A 15,797-nucleotide genomic window follows, 5' to 3' on the forward strand; every position below is an offset into this window, starting at 1 on the left:
TCGAGTGGGTCCGCCTTCGGGCCTGCCACAGCGTTGGAGGAGGTGGGTCCGGTCACTGGGACCGACACAGGGACCGACGACGGCCACAAGGAAGAGTCAGCCGCCGAGCGCAACGCGCGATTCGAGCGGGACGCACTCGGCTATCTCGACCAGATGTATTCGGCCGCCCTGCGCATGACGCGCAACCCGGCCGATGCCGAGGATCTCGTGCAGGAGACCTACGCCAAGGCGTACGGCTCCTTCCACCAATTCCGTGAGGGCACCAACCTCAAGGCGTGGATGTACCGCATCCTCACCAACACCTTCATCAACTCGTACCGCAAGAAGCAGCGAGAGCCCCAGCGCAGCGCCGCCGAGGAGATCGAGGACTGGCAGCTGGCGCGCGCCGAGTCGCACATGTCGACCGGTCTGCGCTCCGCCGAGTCCCAGGCGCTCGACCACCTTCCCGACTCCGACGTGAAGGAAGCGCTCCAGGCGATTCCCGAGGAGTTCCGCATCGCGGTGTATCTCGCCGATGTAGAGGGCTTTGCGTACAAGGAGATCGCGGACATCATGGGGACACCCATCGGTACGGTGATGTCGCGGCTGCACCGTGGCCGGCGTCAACTGCGCGGCATGCTTGAGGACTACGCCCGCGAGCGCGGGCTTGCCCCGGCCGGCGCCGGAGAGTCGTCGGACGATCGGAAAGGCTCGGGCTCATGAGTTGCGGAGAGCCGCACGAGACGGATTGCTCAGAGGTCCTTGACCACCTCTACGAGTATCTCGACCGGGAGATGCCGGACAAGGACTGCACGAAGTTCGAGGAGCACTTCGACGAGTGCTCGCCGTGTCTGGAGAAGTACGGACTCGAACAGGCCGTGAAGAAGTTGGTCAAGCGGTGCTGCGGACACGACGACGTACCGACCGACCTGCGCGCCAAGGTCATGGGGCGCATCGACCTCATCCGTGCGGGCCACACCGTGCCCGAGCGGGATGTGACAGCCGTCGACACGGACCGGACGGCCACGGCCGGGGAGTAGGGGCCGAGCAGCTGGGCCGACGGGACGCCGTACCGCGCCTGACGCGGTGCGCGGGCCCGTACGCGGCCCCGGCAGTACCACTCGCCGCAGGAACACGCCTTCGGGGCGCGCCGCGCACATCGCGGCGCGCCCCGCGTGCGTTTGCGCGCGCATCACCCGATGGTGCTAATCGCCGCCGCCGGCCCGTGAGCCCTCACCCAACTCGCTAGCCTGACGCTTTGTTTCGGGCCGGATGCCAAGTGGTGGGGGCGGGGTGAAGGCACGGTGAAGGCCATTCCTGTGGCGGCGCGGGTCTACATCTGCTGCGCCGTGCTGGCCGCGCTCGCGTGCGTGCTGCCCGCGTTCACGCTGCCGTCGTTACGTCCCTTCTCCGCGGCGGGGCCGGACACTCTCTGGCCCGCCGTGCTGCTCCTGGGCACGCTCTACGCCCTCTGCGAGACCCCCGCCCGCTTCCGCCTTCTCAGGAGGCCGGTACGCGGCTCGGTGCCCGTCGTCGCCGGATCGTTCTTTCCCGTGCTGCTCGCCGCGGCGTTCCTGCTGCCGCCCGCCGCGGCGGCCCTCGTGGCCGTTCCCGGCGGGCTCCGCGGCCGGGTAACGCGGCGGCCGGCCGGGGTCCGCCGCGTATGGCGCGCCGCTCAGCTCGCCATCGCCACCTGGGCCGCCTCCTTGGCGCACCGGCTCCTCGCGGGCCCGGCCGCGCTCGGCGGCACCGCGCACTCCGGCCACGGCAGCCCCGGCGTCCCGGACTTCCCGTACGCCCTGCTGCCCGCGGGGGCCGGGGCGCTCGCCTTCTGTCTGGTCCTGAGCGCGCTCGACGGCGGCATCTTCGTGACCGCCGAACGCCAGTCCGTCCGCACGGCCTGGCGCGGCCTGCTGGCGCGTTCCCTCGGGCCGTACGGCGCGCACGCCCTGGCGGGTCTGATGATGGCGGTGCTCTGGCGCAGCCCGTACGGCCCGCCCTCCGCGCTCTTCGTACTGCTGCCGGTCTACATCTCCTGCTGGGTCTTCGCGCAGTACCACCGCGAACGCGCCGCGCACCAGGCGACCATCAGGGCACTCGTGCAAGCCGTCGACATCAAGGACCGGTACACACGCGGCCACAGCGAACGCGTCGGGCGGGCGTCGGCGATGATCGCCGGCGAGCTGGGGATGGACCACGAGCGCCTGGAGGTCCTCCGGTTCGCCGGAATCCTGCACGACGTGGGCAAGCTCGGTGTCCCCACGCGCGTGCTGCGCAAGGACGGCCCGCTGACCCCCGAGGAGCGGCGCGTCATCGAGCTGCACCCCGAGTACGGCCACGAGATCGTGCGCGGCATCGGTTTCCTAGGGGAGGCCAGGCTGGCGATCCTGCACCACCACGAACGGCTGGACGGCAGCGGCTATCCCTATGGCCTGGCGGGCGCCGAGATCCCCGAGTTCGCACGCGTCGTCGCCGTCGCGGACGCCTTCGACGCGATGACATCCACCCGGTCCTACCGGCGTGCGCGGCCCGTGGCGACGGCGCTGGCGGAGCTGCGGCGGTGCGCGGGCAGCCAGTTCGACCCGCGGATGGTGGGGGCGCTCGTCAGCGCGCTCGACCGGTACGGCTGGCAGACGGATGTCACCTCGGACGAGGCGCACGCCGTACCGGCCGCGCCCCAGGAGCCGTCGGAGCCGCCGGAGCCGCCCCCGAGGGCGCCCGCGGTGGCGGCGCAGCCGCTTTCCGCGTCGCCTGCGGCCGGGAAGCCGTCGGGCCTGTCGGGGAGGACGCTTGCGCCATCGGCGGCCCAGAAGCCGTCGGATCTGTACCCGAGGACGCCGGCGGTGGCGGCGTCGCATCCCGCGACGCCCGCGAGAGGGACCGCTGACGGCTGCAAAAACGTCCCGCCTACGCGGCCGGCGGAGGCCCCTGACCGTTCGGGCACCCCCGGCGGCGGCGGATGACCGCCCCGCCGGCCCCCGCCGGCCCCAACGCCTTACCCCCGCGCCGCTCCCTCACCCTCCTCGCCGTCCACGGCGCCGCGCTCGCGCTCGGCGGGCTCGGTCTCTGGTCCACCCTCTGGCGCGGAATCACCGAGCCCCGCAACGCCCTCGCCTTCGGCGTCCTCATAGCCGTCGGCGAACTCGTCCGCAGGGGCGCCCTCCCCGGCGAGCGCGAGCCCGCGCCCCTCGGGGCCGCCGGAGCCCTCGCGTACGCCATGCTCGGGCAGAGCGCGGGCCGCCCCGTGGAGCACGGCGTCCTCCAGACCGTCGCCGTCGTCGTCGCGGCGGTCCTCGTCGGAGCCGTACCCCATCTCGCGCGCGGCCGGGGTCCCGTGCTCGACCATGTGACCCGCCGCGTGCTCACCGTCGCCTTCGCCGCCGTCTGCTTCCAACCGCTCGTCGCCTCCGGCGAGTTGGGCAAGCGGGTCGGCGAAGGCCCGTACTACGCCCTCCTGATCCTTCTCCTGCCGATCCTGACCGCCCTGTGCGACGCGGTCCTCGCCGCGCTGATGCTGCGCGCCCGCACAAGCCATCCGTACGGACCGCTGCTCCGCGACGAACTGCGCGCCCTCATCGGCATCGGCTCGGCCGTCTGCGCGACCGGCGCGGTGATGGCCCTCGGCGTCGCCGTGGCCGGGCTCTGGGCGCTGCCCGTCTTCTGCGTGCCGCTGCTGCTGACGCAGCTGTCGTTCCGGCGGTACGCGGCGGTCCGTACGACCTACGGGCAGACCATCGCCTCGCTCGCCCGCGCCACCGAGATCGCCGGATACACCCGCCACGGCCATGCCCGCAGGGTCGCCGAGCTCAGCCGCGCGGTCGGCCGGGAGCTGGGCCTCTCCGGGGCCGAGCTGACCGTCCTGGAGTACGCGGCGCTGATGCACGACATCGGCCAGCTGTCGCTCGTCGACCCCGTGCCCGACGGCGCGACCGCCCTGCTGCCGGTCACCGAGCAGCGGCGGATCGCGCTGCTCGGCGGGGCCGTCGTACGCCAGACCGGGGTCCCGTCGGCGGTCGCCGTCGTCGTGGAGCGGCAGGCCGATCCCTACCGCGAACAGCCCCTCCCGGCCCGGATCGTCCGCGCCGTCAACGCGTACGACGATCTCGCCGGGGCGGGCCCCGGGAGCCCCGGAGGGGCGACGGGGCCGCTCAGCGCCCTGGAGCGGCTGCGCCTCGGCACCGGCCACGACTACCAGCCCGAGGTGGTCGAATCCCTGGCGCGCGTCCTGTCACGCGGTGGTCTGACCCCTGGTCGTGCTGGGTAACCCATGGGTAAGGAGCGAGCGTCCGACCGGGCATGGTTGGATGCGAAGAGGAGTCCAAGAGGGGTGTCCCGGGGGCACAGCCCCGAGCGACCGGCAGGCGGGAATCGTGAAGATCTTCGGGAAGGTACGGCATCGGCCCTCCGCCTCGTGGCGGCAGGCCACCGACCGCGCGTTCACGCTGATCGGCGACGGACGGTACGAGGACGCGGGCGCGCTGCTCACCCGGGCGGCGGATCTGGAGCCCTGGCTCTCCGAGTCCTGGTTCAACCTGGCTCTTCTGCACAAGTTCCGGCACGACTGGGAGCAGGCACGGGCCGCCGGGCTGCGCGCCGTCGCGCTGCTCGACAAGGAGGCCGGGGCACCCGACTGGTGGAACGTGGGCATCGCGGCCACCGCGCTCCAGGACTGGCCGCTGGCCCGGCGGGCCTGGCAGGCGTACGGGCTGAAGGTGCCCGGCAATCAGTACACGGCCGCGGCGACCGGCGAGCCCGTCGGTATGGAGCTGGGCAGCGCGGCCGTCCGGCTCTCGCCCGAGGGCGAGGCCGAGGTCGTCTGGGGCCGCAGGCTCGACCCGGCCAGGATAGAGATCCTGTCCATCCCGCTGCCGTCCTCGGGGCGCCGCTGGGGCGAGGTCGTCCTGCACGACGGCGTGCCGAACGGTGAGCGTACGACCGCCGCCGGTTCGAACGGCACCGCGCGAGCCTTCCCGGTCTTCGACGAGATCGAGCTCTGGGCGCCGTCCCCGGTGCCGACGTGGGTGGTGCTGCTGGAGGCGGCGACCGAGTCCGACCGGGACGCCCTGGAGCGGCTGGCGGCCGACGCGGGCTTCGCCGCCGAGGACTGGTCGTCCTCCGTACGGCTGCTGTGCCGGGCCTGCTCGGAGAGCCGGATGCCGAGCGCCGAGGGCGACGGCGAGCACCTGGATCCGCACGACCACAGCGAGCCGGGGCATCCGGGGCCGCTCGGCCATCGCACGGAGGGCGAGCTGTGGGTGCCTGAGCGCGAGTGCGGGATAGCCGCGCCTCCCGGGCTGGTCCGCGGCCTGCTGGACGGCTGGGTCGCCGACAGCCCGGACACACGTGAGTGGCGGGACCTCGAAGAGGTCTGCTGAGACCGTAGAGGCGCGTGCCCGGCGGCGCGCGTGACGGACGACAGGGGCGGCGGGGCGGCGGGGGTGGCGGGGGCTGAGATGCGGGCCGGTTCCCGGGCATCGAGCCGGTGACGCGACCGCGGGCCGTAGGCTGTACGGGCACATCGCGCGGGCAGCGGTGTTCAGGCAGCAGCGGGTACCGAGGAAGGCGTACTGCGGACATGGCGCAGCAGGAGACGGACCAGATGACCGAGGGCGGGACCTCCCAGGCGGAGCGGGGGGACGGGTTCGTCGCGGGCGGCGAGGGGATTGTCGACGACGAGGGTTTCGTCGTCGACTCCGAGGACGCGGAAGCGCGTGAGCTCGCCTACCGCGAGCGCGGCACGTCGCGGCCGATCACCGTCGTCGGCAATCCGGTCCTGCACAAGGAGTGCGCGGACGTCACCGAGTTCGACGACAAGCTCGCCGCGCTCGTGGACGACATGTTCGCCAGTCAGCGGACGGCGGAGGGCGTGGGCCTGGCCGCCAACCAGATCGGCGTGGACCTGAAGGTCTTCGTGTACGACTGCCCCGACGACGACGGCGTGCGCCACGTGGGCGTCGTGTGCAACCCGGTGCTGGACGAACTCCCGCCCGAGGACCGCAACTTGGAGGACGGCAACGAGGGCTGCCTCTCCGTGCCGACGGCGTACGCGGAGCTGGCGCGCCCCGGCTACGCGGTGGTGCGGGGCCAGGATCTCCAGGGCAGGCCGATCAAGGTGCGCGGCACGGGCTACTTCGCGCGCTGCCTCCAGCACGAGACGGATCATCTGTACGGATACCTCTACATCGACCGGCTCTCGAAGCGCGACCGCAAGGACGCGCTGCGGCAGATGGAAGAGGGCACGCCGCGCTACGAGGTCGTGCCGAACGCCTGAGCGGCACCAGCCCTGGGACCAGCTCCCGGCCCCGTTCCCGATCTCTGGGAGCGGGGCCTTCGGCGTCGCGGTGGACTGCCGGTGAAGCGTGGGTCCCGGCGCCATTGGTCCGACAACTGTCCCTGGTCGGGGGCGGGTTGACGCGCGTCGACCCGTACGCCACCCTCTGCGGTACATCTCGCCTCGAATCTCGAATCTGGAGACCCGATGCTCAGACGAACCGCACGCATTCTGCTCAGCGCTGTCATGACCCTGTCGTTCGCGGTGGCCGGGGCGGTCGTCACCGCCGGCCCGGCGCAGGCGGACGGCTGCTACACCTGGTCCGGCACCCTCTCCCAGGGGTCCAGCGGCGCGGCCGTGACCCAGCTCCAGATCCGGGTGGCCGGCCATGTGGGCAACGCCGCCCCGCTCGTCATCGACGGCGAGTTCGGACCGGCGACCGCCTCCGCGGTCAAGCGCTTCCAGTCCGCGTACGGGCTGGCCGCCGACGGCGTCGCGGGCCAGAACACCTTCAACAAGATCTACGAGCTCCAGGACGACGACTGCACGCCGATCCACTTCACGTACGCCGAGCTGAACACCTGCAACTCCACCTGGGCCGGTGGCGCGGTGAGCGCGGCGACCGCCAAGTCCAACGCCCTGCGCACCATGTGGAAGCTGGAGGCGATGCGGCACGCGATGGGTGACCAGCCGCTCCGTGTCACCAGCGGATTCCGCTCGCAGGCGTGCAACGCGGCGGTGGGCGGGGCTTCCAACAGCCGCCATCTGTACGGTGACGCCGCCGACATCGGGTCCGGTCCGCACACGCTGTGCGGCCTGGCCCAGAACGCGCGCAACCACGGCTTCAACGGGATCCTCGGCCCGGGGTACCCGGACCACAACGACCACGCCCATGTCGACCACCGGTCGGGCCGCTTCTGGTCCGCGCCGAGCTGCGGCGTCTAGGGTCCTGCGCCCCCGGGGGCCTCACGCGGCGCGCGTGGGGCCCCTGAACGTACGCCGGTACGCGTTCGGGGTCGTCCCGAGCGTCCGCATGAAGTGGTGGCGCAGCCCCGCCGCGTTCCCGAAGCCGGACCGGCCGGCTATCGCGTCGACCGTCTCGGCCGTCCCCTCCAGCAACTCCTGTGCCAGCAGCACGCGTTGGCGCAGCAGCCAGCGGTACGGAGTGGTCCCCGTCTCCTGCTGGAACCGGCGCGCGAACGTGCGGGGTGACATGTGGGCGCGCTCCGCGAGCTGTTCGACGGTCATCTCGCGGTCCAGATGCCGCTCCATCCAGGCCAGCACCCCGCCCACCGTGTCGCACGCGGTGGGCAGCGGGCGCTCGATGAACTGCGCCTGACCGCCGTCGCGGTGCGGCGGCACCACCATGCGGCGGGCGATGGCGTTGGCGACCTCGGGGCCGTGCTCCTGGCGTACGACATGGAGGCAGGCGTCGATGCCCGCGGCCGTACCGGCGGAGGTGACCACCGGGCCGTCGTCCACGTACAGCACGTCGGGCTGGACGTCGGCCAGCGGGTACGCCTCCGCAAGCTCGGCGGAGTGCATCCAGTGGGTGGCGCAGCGGCGCCCGTCGAGCAGCCCGGCGGCGCCGAGGGTGAACACGCCCGCGCAGACGCTGAGCACGCGCGCGCCCCGGTGTACGGCCCGACGCAACGCGTCCAGCAGCTCCGGCGGATAGTCCCGGACGACGTACGTGTCCCCGGCCGGCACACAGATCAGATCGGCGGCATCCAGCCGGTCGAGCCCGTGCGGTACGGAGATCGTGAACCCGGCGTGCGTACGGAGCACGGGGCCCTCGGCCGAGACGACGGCGAAGTCGTAGACGGGCAGGCCCTGCGCGCTGCGGTCGAGGCCGAAGACCTCACAGAGCACGCCGAGTTCGAAGGGGTGGACTCCGTCGAGCAGGACGACGGCCACGTTCTTGAGCATGGCACCAGTGTGGCAGTAATTCGGTGGTTCATGACAGTCCTGCCACTGCTCTTTGTTTCTTGGAGCGACGACAGTGGGGGCATGAACTCAATCAGTGGTTACCTCGTCGTACTCGCCCTTTTCGTCCTTCTCGCCCTTCCCGGTCTCATCGGACACCTCCGTGACCGCGCCATCGACCGCCAACTGCGCCGCGCGGAACACCCGGACGGCGCTCCGGAGCCACCGACCACCCGCCTACCCACGTATGCACCAGCACGGCGGCAGCCGCCCCCGACCGCGTACCACAGCAGGATTTCCCCATCTCTACGGCGACATGCGTAACCGGACGAGTCTTGCAACGCTCGATCAATCGACGGCGACCCTCCATGGACAACGGTGCGTTCGCGTGGGTCATGGTGTCGTCGAGGCCGTTCGGGACGCATGGTGCCGTGCGCCGGTGACGATGAGCGAGACGTTCTGCCCACCGAAGCCGAATGAATTGCTGAGCACGGCCTCCTGGGGGACGTCTCGCCGCTCAGTGACGACATCGAGATCGATGTCGGGAGCGACGCCGGCCGCGGTGAGGTTACGGGTCGGCGGGATGACGCCGTGCTCCACGCTGAGGACGCCGATGAGCGCTTCGATCGCGCCGGCTGCGCCGAAGAGATGACCGAGCGCCGCCTTGGGGGCTGTCACGGTGGCGCGGCCGAAGACTTCCCCGATCGCGTGCGCCTCGGCGACGTCGCCGACCGGAGTCCCGGTGGCATGGGCATTGATGTGGCTGATCTGCTCGGGAGCAAAACCGGCTTGCGCGAGGGCCTTCCGCATGGCCGAGACCTGACCGGAGCCGTCGGCGGCGGGCGCCGTGATGTGGTGAGCGTCGGCGGCGATGCCGGCGCCGGCGAGCACCGCGTGGACGCGCGCGCCCCGGGCGCCGGCATGCTCGGTGCTCTCCAGCACCACGACAGCCGCACCTTCACTGAGGACGAATCCGCTGCGGTCCGCGGCGAACGGCCGGGATGCGGACGCGGGTTCGACGGTATGCCGCGACAGTGCTTGTGCCTGGGCGAAGCCGGCAACGGTGATCGGCGTGATCGCGGCCTCGGTCCCGCCCGCGATGACCACGTCCGCCTCACCGGCACGGATGAGCCGGGCACCCAGGGCGATCGCCTCGGCACCGGAAGAGCACGCCGAGACGGGCGTGTAGACACCTGCCCGTGCACCGTATTCGATACTGATCAGCGCCGCCGCCGCGTTGGGCATGAGCATCGGGACCGTGCGTGGCGAGACGCGCCGCGTCCCGGCCGCCTCCAGTACGTCGTCTTCCCTCAGCAGCGTCCGCACGCCCCCGATGCCCGTGCCGATCACTGCCGCGAGCCGGTCCTGGTCCACCTCTGGGGCGCCGGTATCGGCCCAGGCTTCGGCCGCCGCGACCAAGGCCGCCTGCTGCGAGCGGTCGAGCCGCCTGGCCCGCACCGGCGGCAGCAACTCGGCGGGGTCGATCGCCATCGTCCCCGCGGCGGTGTCGGGAAGGCCGGCATCTTCGTGGCCACGCAGGACGCCGCCGCGGATGCCGGACTCGCCGGCAAGCAGGGCGTCCCAGGTGGACGCCACGTCTGCCCCGAGTGGTGTGATCGCGCCGAGTCCGGTCACGACGACTTCAGTCCGGTGCATGCCCCTCAACCTTTCTTGTATGCGATACAAGTGAGAACTTCCCTGTTGTATCACATACAATTCTGGTGTGGAGAAGAAGCGAACCGAAGCTCGATCAACGTCGGCCCGGTCGCGGGACCGCGGTCGCGCGACGAGGCACCGGCTGATCGAGGCAACCGCACGGCTCTGCATGGAACGGTCCGGCGCCGAGGTGAGCGTCGTGGAGATCGCGAACGCGGCAGGCGTCTTCCCCAATCAGGTCACCTACCACTTCGGCTCCAAGGACTCGCTTCTCGTGCACGCCGCCTTTCTCGGCTTGCTGCACGACGCCCGACGGATTGAGCGCATCGGTCGCCAAGCCCCCGACGCCGCGACATTTCGGCGCAACATCGCCCGCGCGGTACTGGCGATGCCCTCGCTTCCGTCAGTCACGCGAGCACTCGCCGCCGGGATCTCCAAGCCCGAACTCGCCCCCGTGGTCGACCAGCACCTCCAGTTGCTGTTCAGGCAATCCGAGCGCTTCGTGAGCCAGCTCATCGACAGTCGCGGCTGGAGGGCCCGTCGACCGCTCAATGTGGAAGCCAGGACGTTCTGGAGCACCGCGCTCGGTGCGGTGCTGCTCGTCCGCGCCGGGGCACATGGCACCGTCGCCGAACTCGACCTCGCCGGAGCGTTGACCATCCACGACGAACCCGATCCCGGTTAGCTCAGTCGAACAGGCCGGCGACGACGTGCGCGGTTCCCGCCCAACGGTGGCCTTGTCGCGGTCGGCATGTTCGCCGTCGCCGACGAACTCCACTGCTGCGGCTAGGGGGTGTCTTCAAAGTAGCGCCGTCCGCCTGCAAGGCGGGGCCTGCGGCGGCTGGTGCGTGCGATCGCAAGGCGGAGGATCGCTCTCGTACTGGACGTACTTGAGCGACTCCGACAACGCCGCGAGCGCGCGTGCCAGGCGTCGCGGGCCAGGCGGGACTTTGAAGACACCCCCTAGTGCCGTGACCGGACCTGGTGTCGCACCCGACCTGGCGCCGCGAGCCGGACCGCGTCAGAATCCTGCCGGGCCGGGAATAGGGGGCGGCGCCAGGAATACGGGGAGGACCCGGAAGCGTTCAGCTTCCATCTACTTAGTGGCCTCAAGCATCCTTTTTGCTGGCCTTGTCCACTCTTCGCCTGCCCGGAGGCTCCACCTATGCCACAAGCGACGCCCGACCACCACACCGGTTCCGGCCCCCTCCCCGGGGCCGCTTCGCGTAAGCGGGGGACCGGCGGCGTCGTCCCCATACTCGCCTTCGCCGGCATCACCGTCGCCGTCATGCAGACCCTGCTCGTCCCGATCATCAAGGACCTGCCGGCCCTGCTCCGTACCTCGCCCGACAACGCGACGTGGGTCATCACCGCGACCCTCCTCGCCGGTGCGGTGTCCACCCCGATCATGGGGCGGCTGGGCGATCTGTACGGCAAGCGGCGGATGCTGCTCGCGAGTCTGGCCGTCATGGTCGTCGGCTCGCTGATCTGCGCGTTCACCGACGATCTGACGGTCATGATCGTAGGCCGTGCCCTCCAGGGCTTCGCGATGGGCGCGATCCCCCTGGGCATCGGCATCATGCGTGACGAACTGCCCCGCGAGAAGCTCCCCTCGGCGATGGCCCTGATGAGTTCGTCGATCGGGGTGGGCGGCGGTCTCGCCCTGCCCGGCGCCGCGTTCGTCGCCCAGCACGCCGACTGGCACACCCTTTTCTTCGGCGCGGCCGGCCTCGGCGTGCTGTCGATGCTGCTGACCGTCCTCACCGTCCCGGAAAGCTCCGTGCGGGCCGGCGGCAAATTCGACTGGTTCGGCGCGCTCGGGCTCTCCGCGGGCCTCGTCGCCCTGCTGCTGCCGGTCACCAAGGGCAGTACGTGGGGCTGGACCTCGGGCACGACGCTCGGGCTCTTCGGCATCGCCGTCGTGGTCCTCGGGCTGTGGGGCTACATGGAGCTGCGGCTCAAGGCCCCGCTCGTCGACCTCCGCACCAGCGCGCGCCGTGAGGTGCTGGTCACCAACCTCGTCTCGGTGATGGTCGGCGTCGCGTTCTACGCGGTCTCGCTGATCCTCCCGCAGCTGCTCCAGCTTCCGACGTCCACCGGCTACGGACTCGGCCAGTCCATGGTCGTCGCGGGCCTGTGCGTCGCCCCGCTCGGACTGACGATGATGCTCGTGGCCCCGGTCTACGCCCGGCTCTCGGCACGGCGCGGTCCGAAGACCTCGCTGATGACCGGCATGGCCGTCATCGCGATCGGCTACGTCGCCGGGCTGCTCATGATGAGCGCCGCCTGGCAGACCGTCGTCATCTCGATGATCCTCGGCGCGGGCATCGGCCTCGCGTACTCGTCGCTGCCCGCCCTGATCGTGGGGGCCGTCGACCCGTCGGAGACCGGCGCGGCCAACGGGCTGAACACGCTGGCGCGTTCGATCGGTACGTCCGTCTCCAGCGCCGTGATCGGCATGGTCCTGGCGCGTACGGCGATCGGTACGGGTCCCACGGCGGTGCCCAGCCTGCACGGCTTCCGCATCTCGTTCGTGATCGCCACCGCCGCCGCGCTCGGCGGTCTGGCCCTGGCGATGCTCCTGCCGTCCCACAAGGCCTCGGCCCGCACGGAGTTGCGGGCCAGCAGCGAGGGTGACGCCGAGGCGGCCGGTGGTTCCGCCGCCGCCGTCGCGGGCTTCCGCGGCCGGGTGCTCGACGCCGACGGCGCGCCCGTCGCACGGGCGAACGTCACGCTGATCGACCCCCGTGGCCACCAAGCGGGCCTGACCACGGCGGACGACGAGGGCAGATACGCGCTCGCGGCCCCTGCCGCCGGGCGGTACGTACTGGCGGGTTCGGCGACGGGGTACGCGTCCCACGCCCACCCGGCGACGTATCACGGCCACGCGCTTCCGGTGGATGTCGACCTGGTCCTGGCGCCCCGGGCGGCCGTCCGGTCGTAGCGCGTGTCGAGACACCGGGCCTGTGTCCGGTCACCGGGCCCGTGTCCGGCTCGCAGGGCGCGTGTCGGCGTACGGGAGGGCGTACGGCAGCATGGGCGACCGCAGCCCGCACAGAACGCAGGAGGAGCACCCATGACCGCCGGGACCGCCCCGTACGACCCGACCCCGGCCCGTGTCCCGGCCCCCGCCCCCTCCCCCGGCGTTCTCGCGGCCTTCGAGGGCGCCAAGGGCTTCATGCCGACCGGTGAGGGCCTCGCGCTGTACGCCGCCGCCACCGAGGCCGCCGCCCTCGGGCTGCCGCTGCTGGAGGTCGGCACGTACTGCGGCCGTTCCACGATCCTGCTCGCCGACGCCGCCCGCGCCGCCGGTGTCACGGCCCTCACCGTCGACCACCACCGCGGCAGCGAGGAGCAGCAGCCCGGCTGGGAGTACCACGACCCGGCGGTCGTCGACCCCGAGGTCGGCCGGATGGACACCCTGCCGTCGTTCCGCCGCACGCTCCACGCGGCCGGTCTCGAAGACCATGTCGTGGCGATCGTGGGCCGCTCCCCGCAGGTTGCCGCCGTCTGGGGCGGCCCGCTGGGTCTGGTGTTCATCGACGGCGGTCACACCGACGAGCACGCGAACGGCGACTACGAGGGCTGGGCGCCCCATCTGGCCGATGGCGGGCTGCTGGTAGTCCACGACGTGTTCCCGGACCCGGCGGACGGCGGCCAAGCCCCGTACCGGGTGTGGCTGCGGGCGCTGGCGTCCGGCGCCTTCACCGAGGTCCGGACGTACGACTCGCTGCGTGTTCTGCGACGTACCGGCACCGGAACCTGACGCTCCGTCCTCCACGCACTAGCATCGCCGCGTGTCGTACGACGAAAGCCACTCCCCCGCCCCCCGCCGCCGGACCTCGCGGACCACGCTGACCGTCGCGCTCGCGGCCCTGGTGCCCGGCGCCTTCGCCGGGTGGCTGATCTGGCAGGCCACGGGCGGGTCCGACGAGGGGGGTCCGGCGCGGAGCGCGAGCGCGTCGTCCCCCGCCGACGGCTCGGACGACAGCCCCGGTTCGCCCGGCTCCGAGCCGGGGCAGGGCCTCTCCGAGTCGCCGGGGTCGTCCGCGCCGTCGAAGCCGGCGCGGGGCGACGACGGGGCTCCGGGCGACGCCAGGCCCGCTCCCGGCGAGGGCCCGCTCGCGGGGCGCGTCGTCGTCATCGACCCCGGGCACAACCCGGGCAACTTCAAGCACACCACCGAGATCAACAAGCTGGTGGACATCGGAACCAACCGCAAGGAATGCGACACCACGGGCACCTCGGGCAACTCCGGTTACACGGAAGCCGAATTCACCGCCGATGTTTCACAGCGCCTCCGCACTCTCCTCCGTAAAGAGGGCGCGACGGTGAAACTCACTCACGACAACGACCGCCCGTGGGGACCGTGTGTGGACGAGCGCGCGGAAATCGGCAACAAGGCCAAGGCCGATGCCGTCATCTCCATCCACGCGGACGGCTCGGCCGTCGGCAACCGGGGCTTCCATGTCATCCTCCCCGCACTGGTGAAGTCGGGCGGAGCCGACACCACAAAGATCGTGGCCCCGTCGCGCGATCTCGGCGAACGCGTCGCGGGCAATTTCGTACGCACGACCGGAAGCGCCCCCTCCAATTACCTCGGTGACGACACGGGACTTGATGTCCGCGACGACCTCGGCGGACTGAATCTCTCCACCGTGCCGAAGGTGTTCATCGAGTGCGGCAACATGCGCGACTCCAAGGACATCGCCCTGCTGACGAGCGCCAACTGGCGCCAGAAGGCCGCGCAGGGAATGGCCGACGGCATCAGCTCTTTCCTCAAGCGATAGCCGTACGCCAGGAACAGTAGGCGTCACAGGTCGGGGAACGCAGCCCGAACAGCCGGAAACGGCAACGGATTCACAACGAAAAGACCGCTGTCCATTCTTCGCCGCGCTCTCCCGCAACCGTTGGAGGGCCTGTTGTGGTCCCCTCATGAGGTGGCCCGGAACCAAGAAGACGACCCGCTCGGGCAGACGATAGATTCATCCGTACGATAGGGAGCCGCCCCCGAGCTTCGCACTCCGCACCGTCGCCCTCGCGCCGGTGGCGACCGCCCCGACGAGACGATCTACGAAGGACTTTTCACGTGAACATCCGCTCCCTCACACGAGGCGATGGCGTGGTGATCGGAGCAGCGGTGGTGCTGTTCATCGCCTCGTTCCTCGACCTGTCCAGCATCGACTGCCCGCAAGGTATCGACTGTTCGGGCTTCGACAGTGCGAACGCCTGGGACGCACTCGGCCTTCTGATGAGCATGTTCATCGCCGGCATCATCGGCGCTGCTCTCATCGTCGTCGGACGCGCCATGCCAGGCCGCAAGGTGGCCGGTCTGGACCTCGGCCAGTTCGGCGTCGCCCTGACCGTCTTCGCCCTGTGGACCGCGTTCTGGAACATCATCGACGCGGACAACGCGGGCGCCGGCATGATCCTGGGCCTGCTCTCCACGATCGTGCTCGCCGCGGGCGCGGTCGCCACCCCGCTCGTCCCCGCACTCAAGGGCCCCCTCGTCGGAGCCCCGAGGCCGCCGCAGGTCGCGTCGCCGTACGGCCAGCCGGGCCAGCCCAACCAGGGTTACGGCTACCCGGGCGCCCAGCAGCAGCCGTACGGTGGCCAGCCGGGTCAGCCGCAGCCCGCGTTCGGTGGTGCCCAGCCGGGGCAGCCCGGTCCGGGTCAGCCCTCGCAGGGCGGGCAGCCGGGGGCCCCGGGCCCGAAGCAGGGCGGCGCGCCCGCCGGTAACTTCGAGCCGTTCTGGTTCGCCGTGCCGGTGGCCCGTCCCCTGTACGGTGAGGACGGCTCGCCGTCCCCGATCGCCGAACTCGCGCCCGGTACCTGGTACTTGGCCGTCGAGCAGCGCGGTCCCGGTCTGATCGCCCAGACGCAGGACGGGCGTCGCGGTCTGCTCCAGGACACGACCGGCATCCAGCGCGGCTGAGCGCCGGGCAGCGCCCGCACTCGTTCCACC

14 protein-coding genes are annotated in these 15,797 nt (G+C 71.4%); 12 read left to right on the forward strand and 2 right to left on the reverse strand.

The window, feature by feature from the left end; genetic code table 11:
- Window positions 1-42: 42 nt before the first annotated feature.
- From ACFWV8_RS14810 to ACFWV8_RS14840, 7 genes are all read left to right on the forward strand, one after another.
- The gene (locus tag ACFWV8_RS14810; protein ID WP_023538783.1) at window positions 43-702 is read left to right on the forward strand and encodes a sigma-70 family RNA polymerase sigma factor; all 660 of its coding nucleotides are present in this window, start codon (window positions 43-45) and stop codon (window positions 700-702) included.
- Window positions 699-1,019, forward strand: a complete 321-nt coding sequence (rsrA, locus tag ACFWV8_RS14815) for a mycothiol system anti-sigma-R factor (protein ID WP_189105560.1) — start codon at window positions 699-701, stop codon at window positions 1,017-1,019. Before ACFWV8_RS14810 ends, rsrA begins: the two co-directional genes overlap by 4 nt.
- Before the next feature lie 264 nt (window positions 1,020-1,283).
- Window positions 1,284-2,942 (forward strand): HD-GYP domain-containing protein, encoded by a 1,659-nt coding sequence (locus ACFWV8_RS14820; RefSeq protein ID WP_384201069.1) that lies wholly within the window; start codon window positions 1,284-1,286, stop codon window positions 2,940-2,942.
- A complete protein-coding gene (locus tag ACFWV8_RS14825) occupies window positions 2,939-4,243 on the forward strand; it encodes an HD-GYP domain-containing protein (RefSeq protein WP_384201071.1) in 1,305 nt (434 codons plus the stop codon). The genes ACFWV8_RS14820 and ACFWV8_RS14825 overlap by 4 nt, the downstream gene beginning before the upstream one ends.
- A gap of 106 nt (window positions 4,244-4,349) precedes the next feature.
- Entirely contained in the window at window positions 4,350-5,354 is a 1,005-nt protein-coding gene (locus ACFWV8_RS14830) for a tetratricopeptide repeat protein (protein ID WP_384201073.1), read from the forward strand.
- Window positions 5,355-5,554: 200 nt separating this feature from the next.
- Window positions 5,555-6,250, forward strand: a complete 696-nt coding sequence (gene def, locus ACFWV8_RS14835; RefSeq protein ID WP_384201075.1) for a peptide deformylase — start codon at window positions 5,555-5,557, stop codon at window positions 6,248-6,250.
- Window positions 6,251-6,457: 207 nt separating this feature from the next.
- Complete coding sequence (locus tag ACFWV8_RS14840; protein WP_384201077.1) at window positions 6,458-7,195, forward strand: D-Ala-D-Ala carboxypeptidase family metallohydrolase; 738 nt, start codon at window positions 6,458-6,460, stop codon at window positions 7,193-7,195.
- Window positions 7,196-7,216: 21 nt separating this feature from the next.
- Here the strand turns inward: ACFWV8_RS14840 and ACFWV8_RS14845 are convergent, their stop codons facing one another.
- Together ACFWV8_RS14845 and ACFWV8_RS14850 are read right to left on the reverse strand one after the other, a co-directional pair.
- The gene (locus tag ACFWV8_RS14845; protein WP_384201079.1) at window positions 7,217-8,179 is read right to left on the reverse strand and encodes a GlxA family transcriptional regulator; all 963 of its coding nucleotides are present in this window, start codon (window positions 8,177-8,179) and stop codon (window positions 7,217-7,219) included.
- 390 nt (window positions 8,180-8,569) lie between these two features.
- A complete protein-coding gene (locus ACFWV8_RS14850) occupies window positions 8,570-9,832 on the reverse strand; it encodes a beta-ketoacyl-[acyl-carrier-protein] synthase family protein (protein WP_384201081.1) in 1,263 nt (420 codons plus the stop codon).
- A 67-nt stretch (window positions 9,833-9,899) separates the two neighbouring features.
- Between ACFWV8_RS14850 and ACFWV8_RS14855 the strand changes: the two genes are divergently transcribed.
- From ACFWV8_RS14855 to ACFWV8_RS14875, 5 genes are all read left to right on the forward strand, one after another.
- Complete coding sequence (locus ACFWV8_RS14855) at window positions 9,900-10,517, forward strand: TetR/AcrR family transcriptional regulator C-terminal domain-containing protein (protein ID WP_384201082.1); 618 nt, start codon at window positions 9,900-9,902, stop codon at window positions 10,515-10,517.
- A gap of 480 nt (window positions 10,518-10,997) precedes the next feature.
- A complete protein-coding gene (locus tag ACFWV8_RS14860; protein WP_384201084.1) occupies window positions 10,998-12,776 on the forward strand; it encodes an MFS transporter in 1,779 nt (592 codons plus the stop codon).
- Window positions 12,777-12,908: 132 nt separating this feature from the next.
- The gene (locus tag ACFWV8_RS14865; protein WP_384201086.1) at window positions 12,909-13,598 is read left to right on the forward strand and encodes a class I SAM-dependent methyltransferase; all 690 of its coding nucleotides are present in this window, start codon (window positions 12,909-12,911) and stop codon (window positions 13,596-13,598) included.
- Between the two features lie 31 nt (window positions 13,599-13,629).
- Window positions 13,630-14,622 carry an N-acetylmuramoyl-L-alanine amidase gene (locus tag ACFWV8_RS14870; RefSeq protein ID WP_384201088.1) on the forward strand — a complete coding sequence of 331 codons (993 nt, stop codon included), beginning with the start codon at window positions 13,630-13,632 and terminating at the stop codon, window positions 14,620-14,622.
- Between the two features lie 299 nt (window positions 14,623-14,921).
- Window positions 14,922-15,767, forward strand: a complete 846-nt coding sequence (locus tag ACFWV8_RS14875; protein ID WP_384201090.1) for a hypothetical protein — start codon at window positions 14,922-14,924, stop codon at window positions 15,765-15,767.
- Window positions 15,768-15,797: the final 30 nt, after the last annotated feature.

Source organism: Streptomyces sp. NPDC058665, assembly GCF_042714995.1.
Lineage (GTDB): Bacteria > Actinomycetota > Actinomycetes > Streptomycetales > Streptomycetaceae > Streptomyces.

Bases quoted from the DNA above. Each gene is read 5' to 3' on its own strand.
- ACFWV8_RS14840 (WP_384201077.1), top strand. From the start codon at position 6,458: ATGCTCAGACGAACCGCACGCATTCTGCTCAGCGCTGTCATGACCCTG.
- rsrA (WP_189105560.1), top strand. From the start codon at position 699: ATGAGTTGCGGAGAGCCGCACGAGACGGATTGCTCAGAGGTCCTTGAC.
- ACFWV8_RS14865 (WP_384201086.1), top strand. From the start codon at position 12,909: ATGACCGCCGGGACCGCCCCGTACGACCCGACCCCGGCCCGTGTCCCG.
- ACFWV8_RS14860 (WP_384201084.1), top strand. From the start codon at position 10,998: ATGCCACAAGCGACGCCCGACCACCACACCGGTTCCGGCCCCCTCCCC.
- def (WP_384201075.1), top strand. From the start codon at position 5,555: ATGGCGCAGCAGGAGACGGACCAGATGACCGAGGGCGGGACCTCCCAG.
- ACFWV8_RS14825 (WP_384201071.1), top strand. From the start codon at position 2,939: ATGACCGCCCCGCCGGCCCCCGCCGGCCCCAACGCCTTACCCCCGCGC.
- ACFWV8_RS14845 (WP_384201079.1), bottom strand. From the start codon at position 8,179: ATGCTCAAGAACGTGGCCGTCGTCCTGCTCGACGGAGTCCACCCCTTC.
- ACFWV8_RS14850 (WP_384201081.1), bottom strand. From the start codon at position 9,832: ATGCACCGGACTGAAGTCGTCGTGACCGGACTCGGCGCGATCACACCA.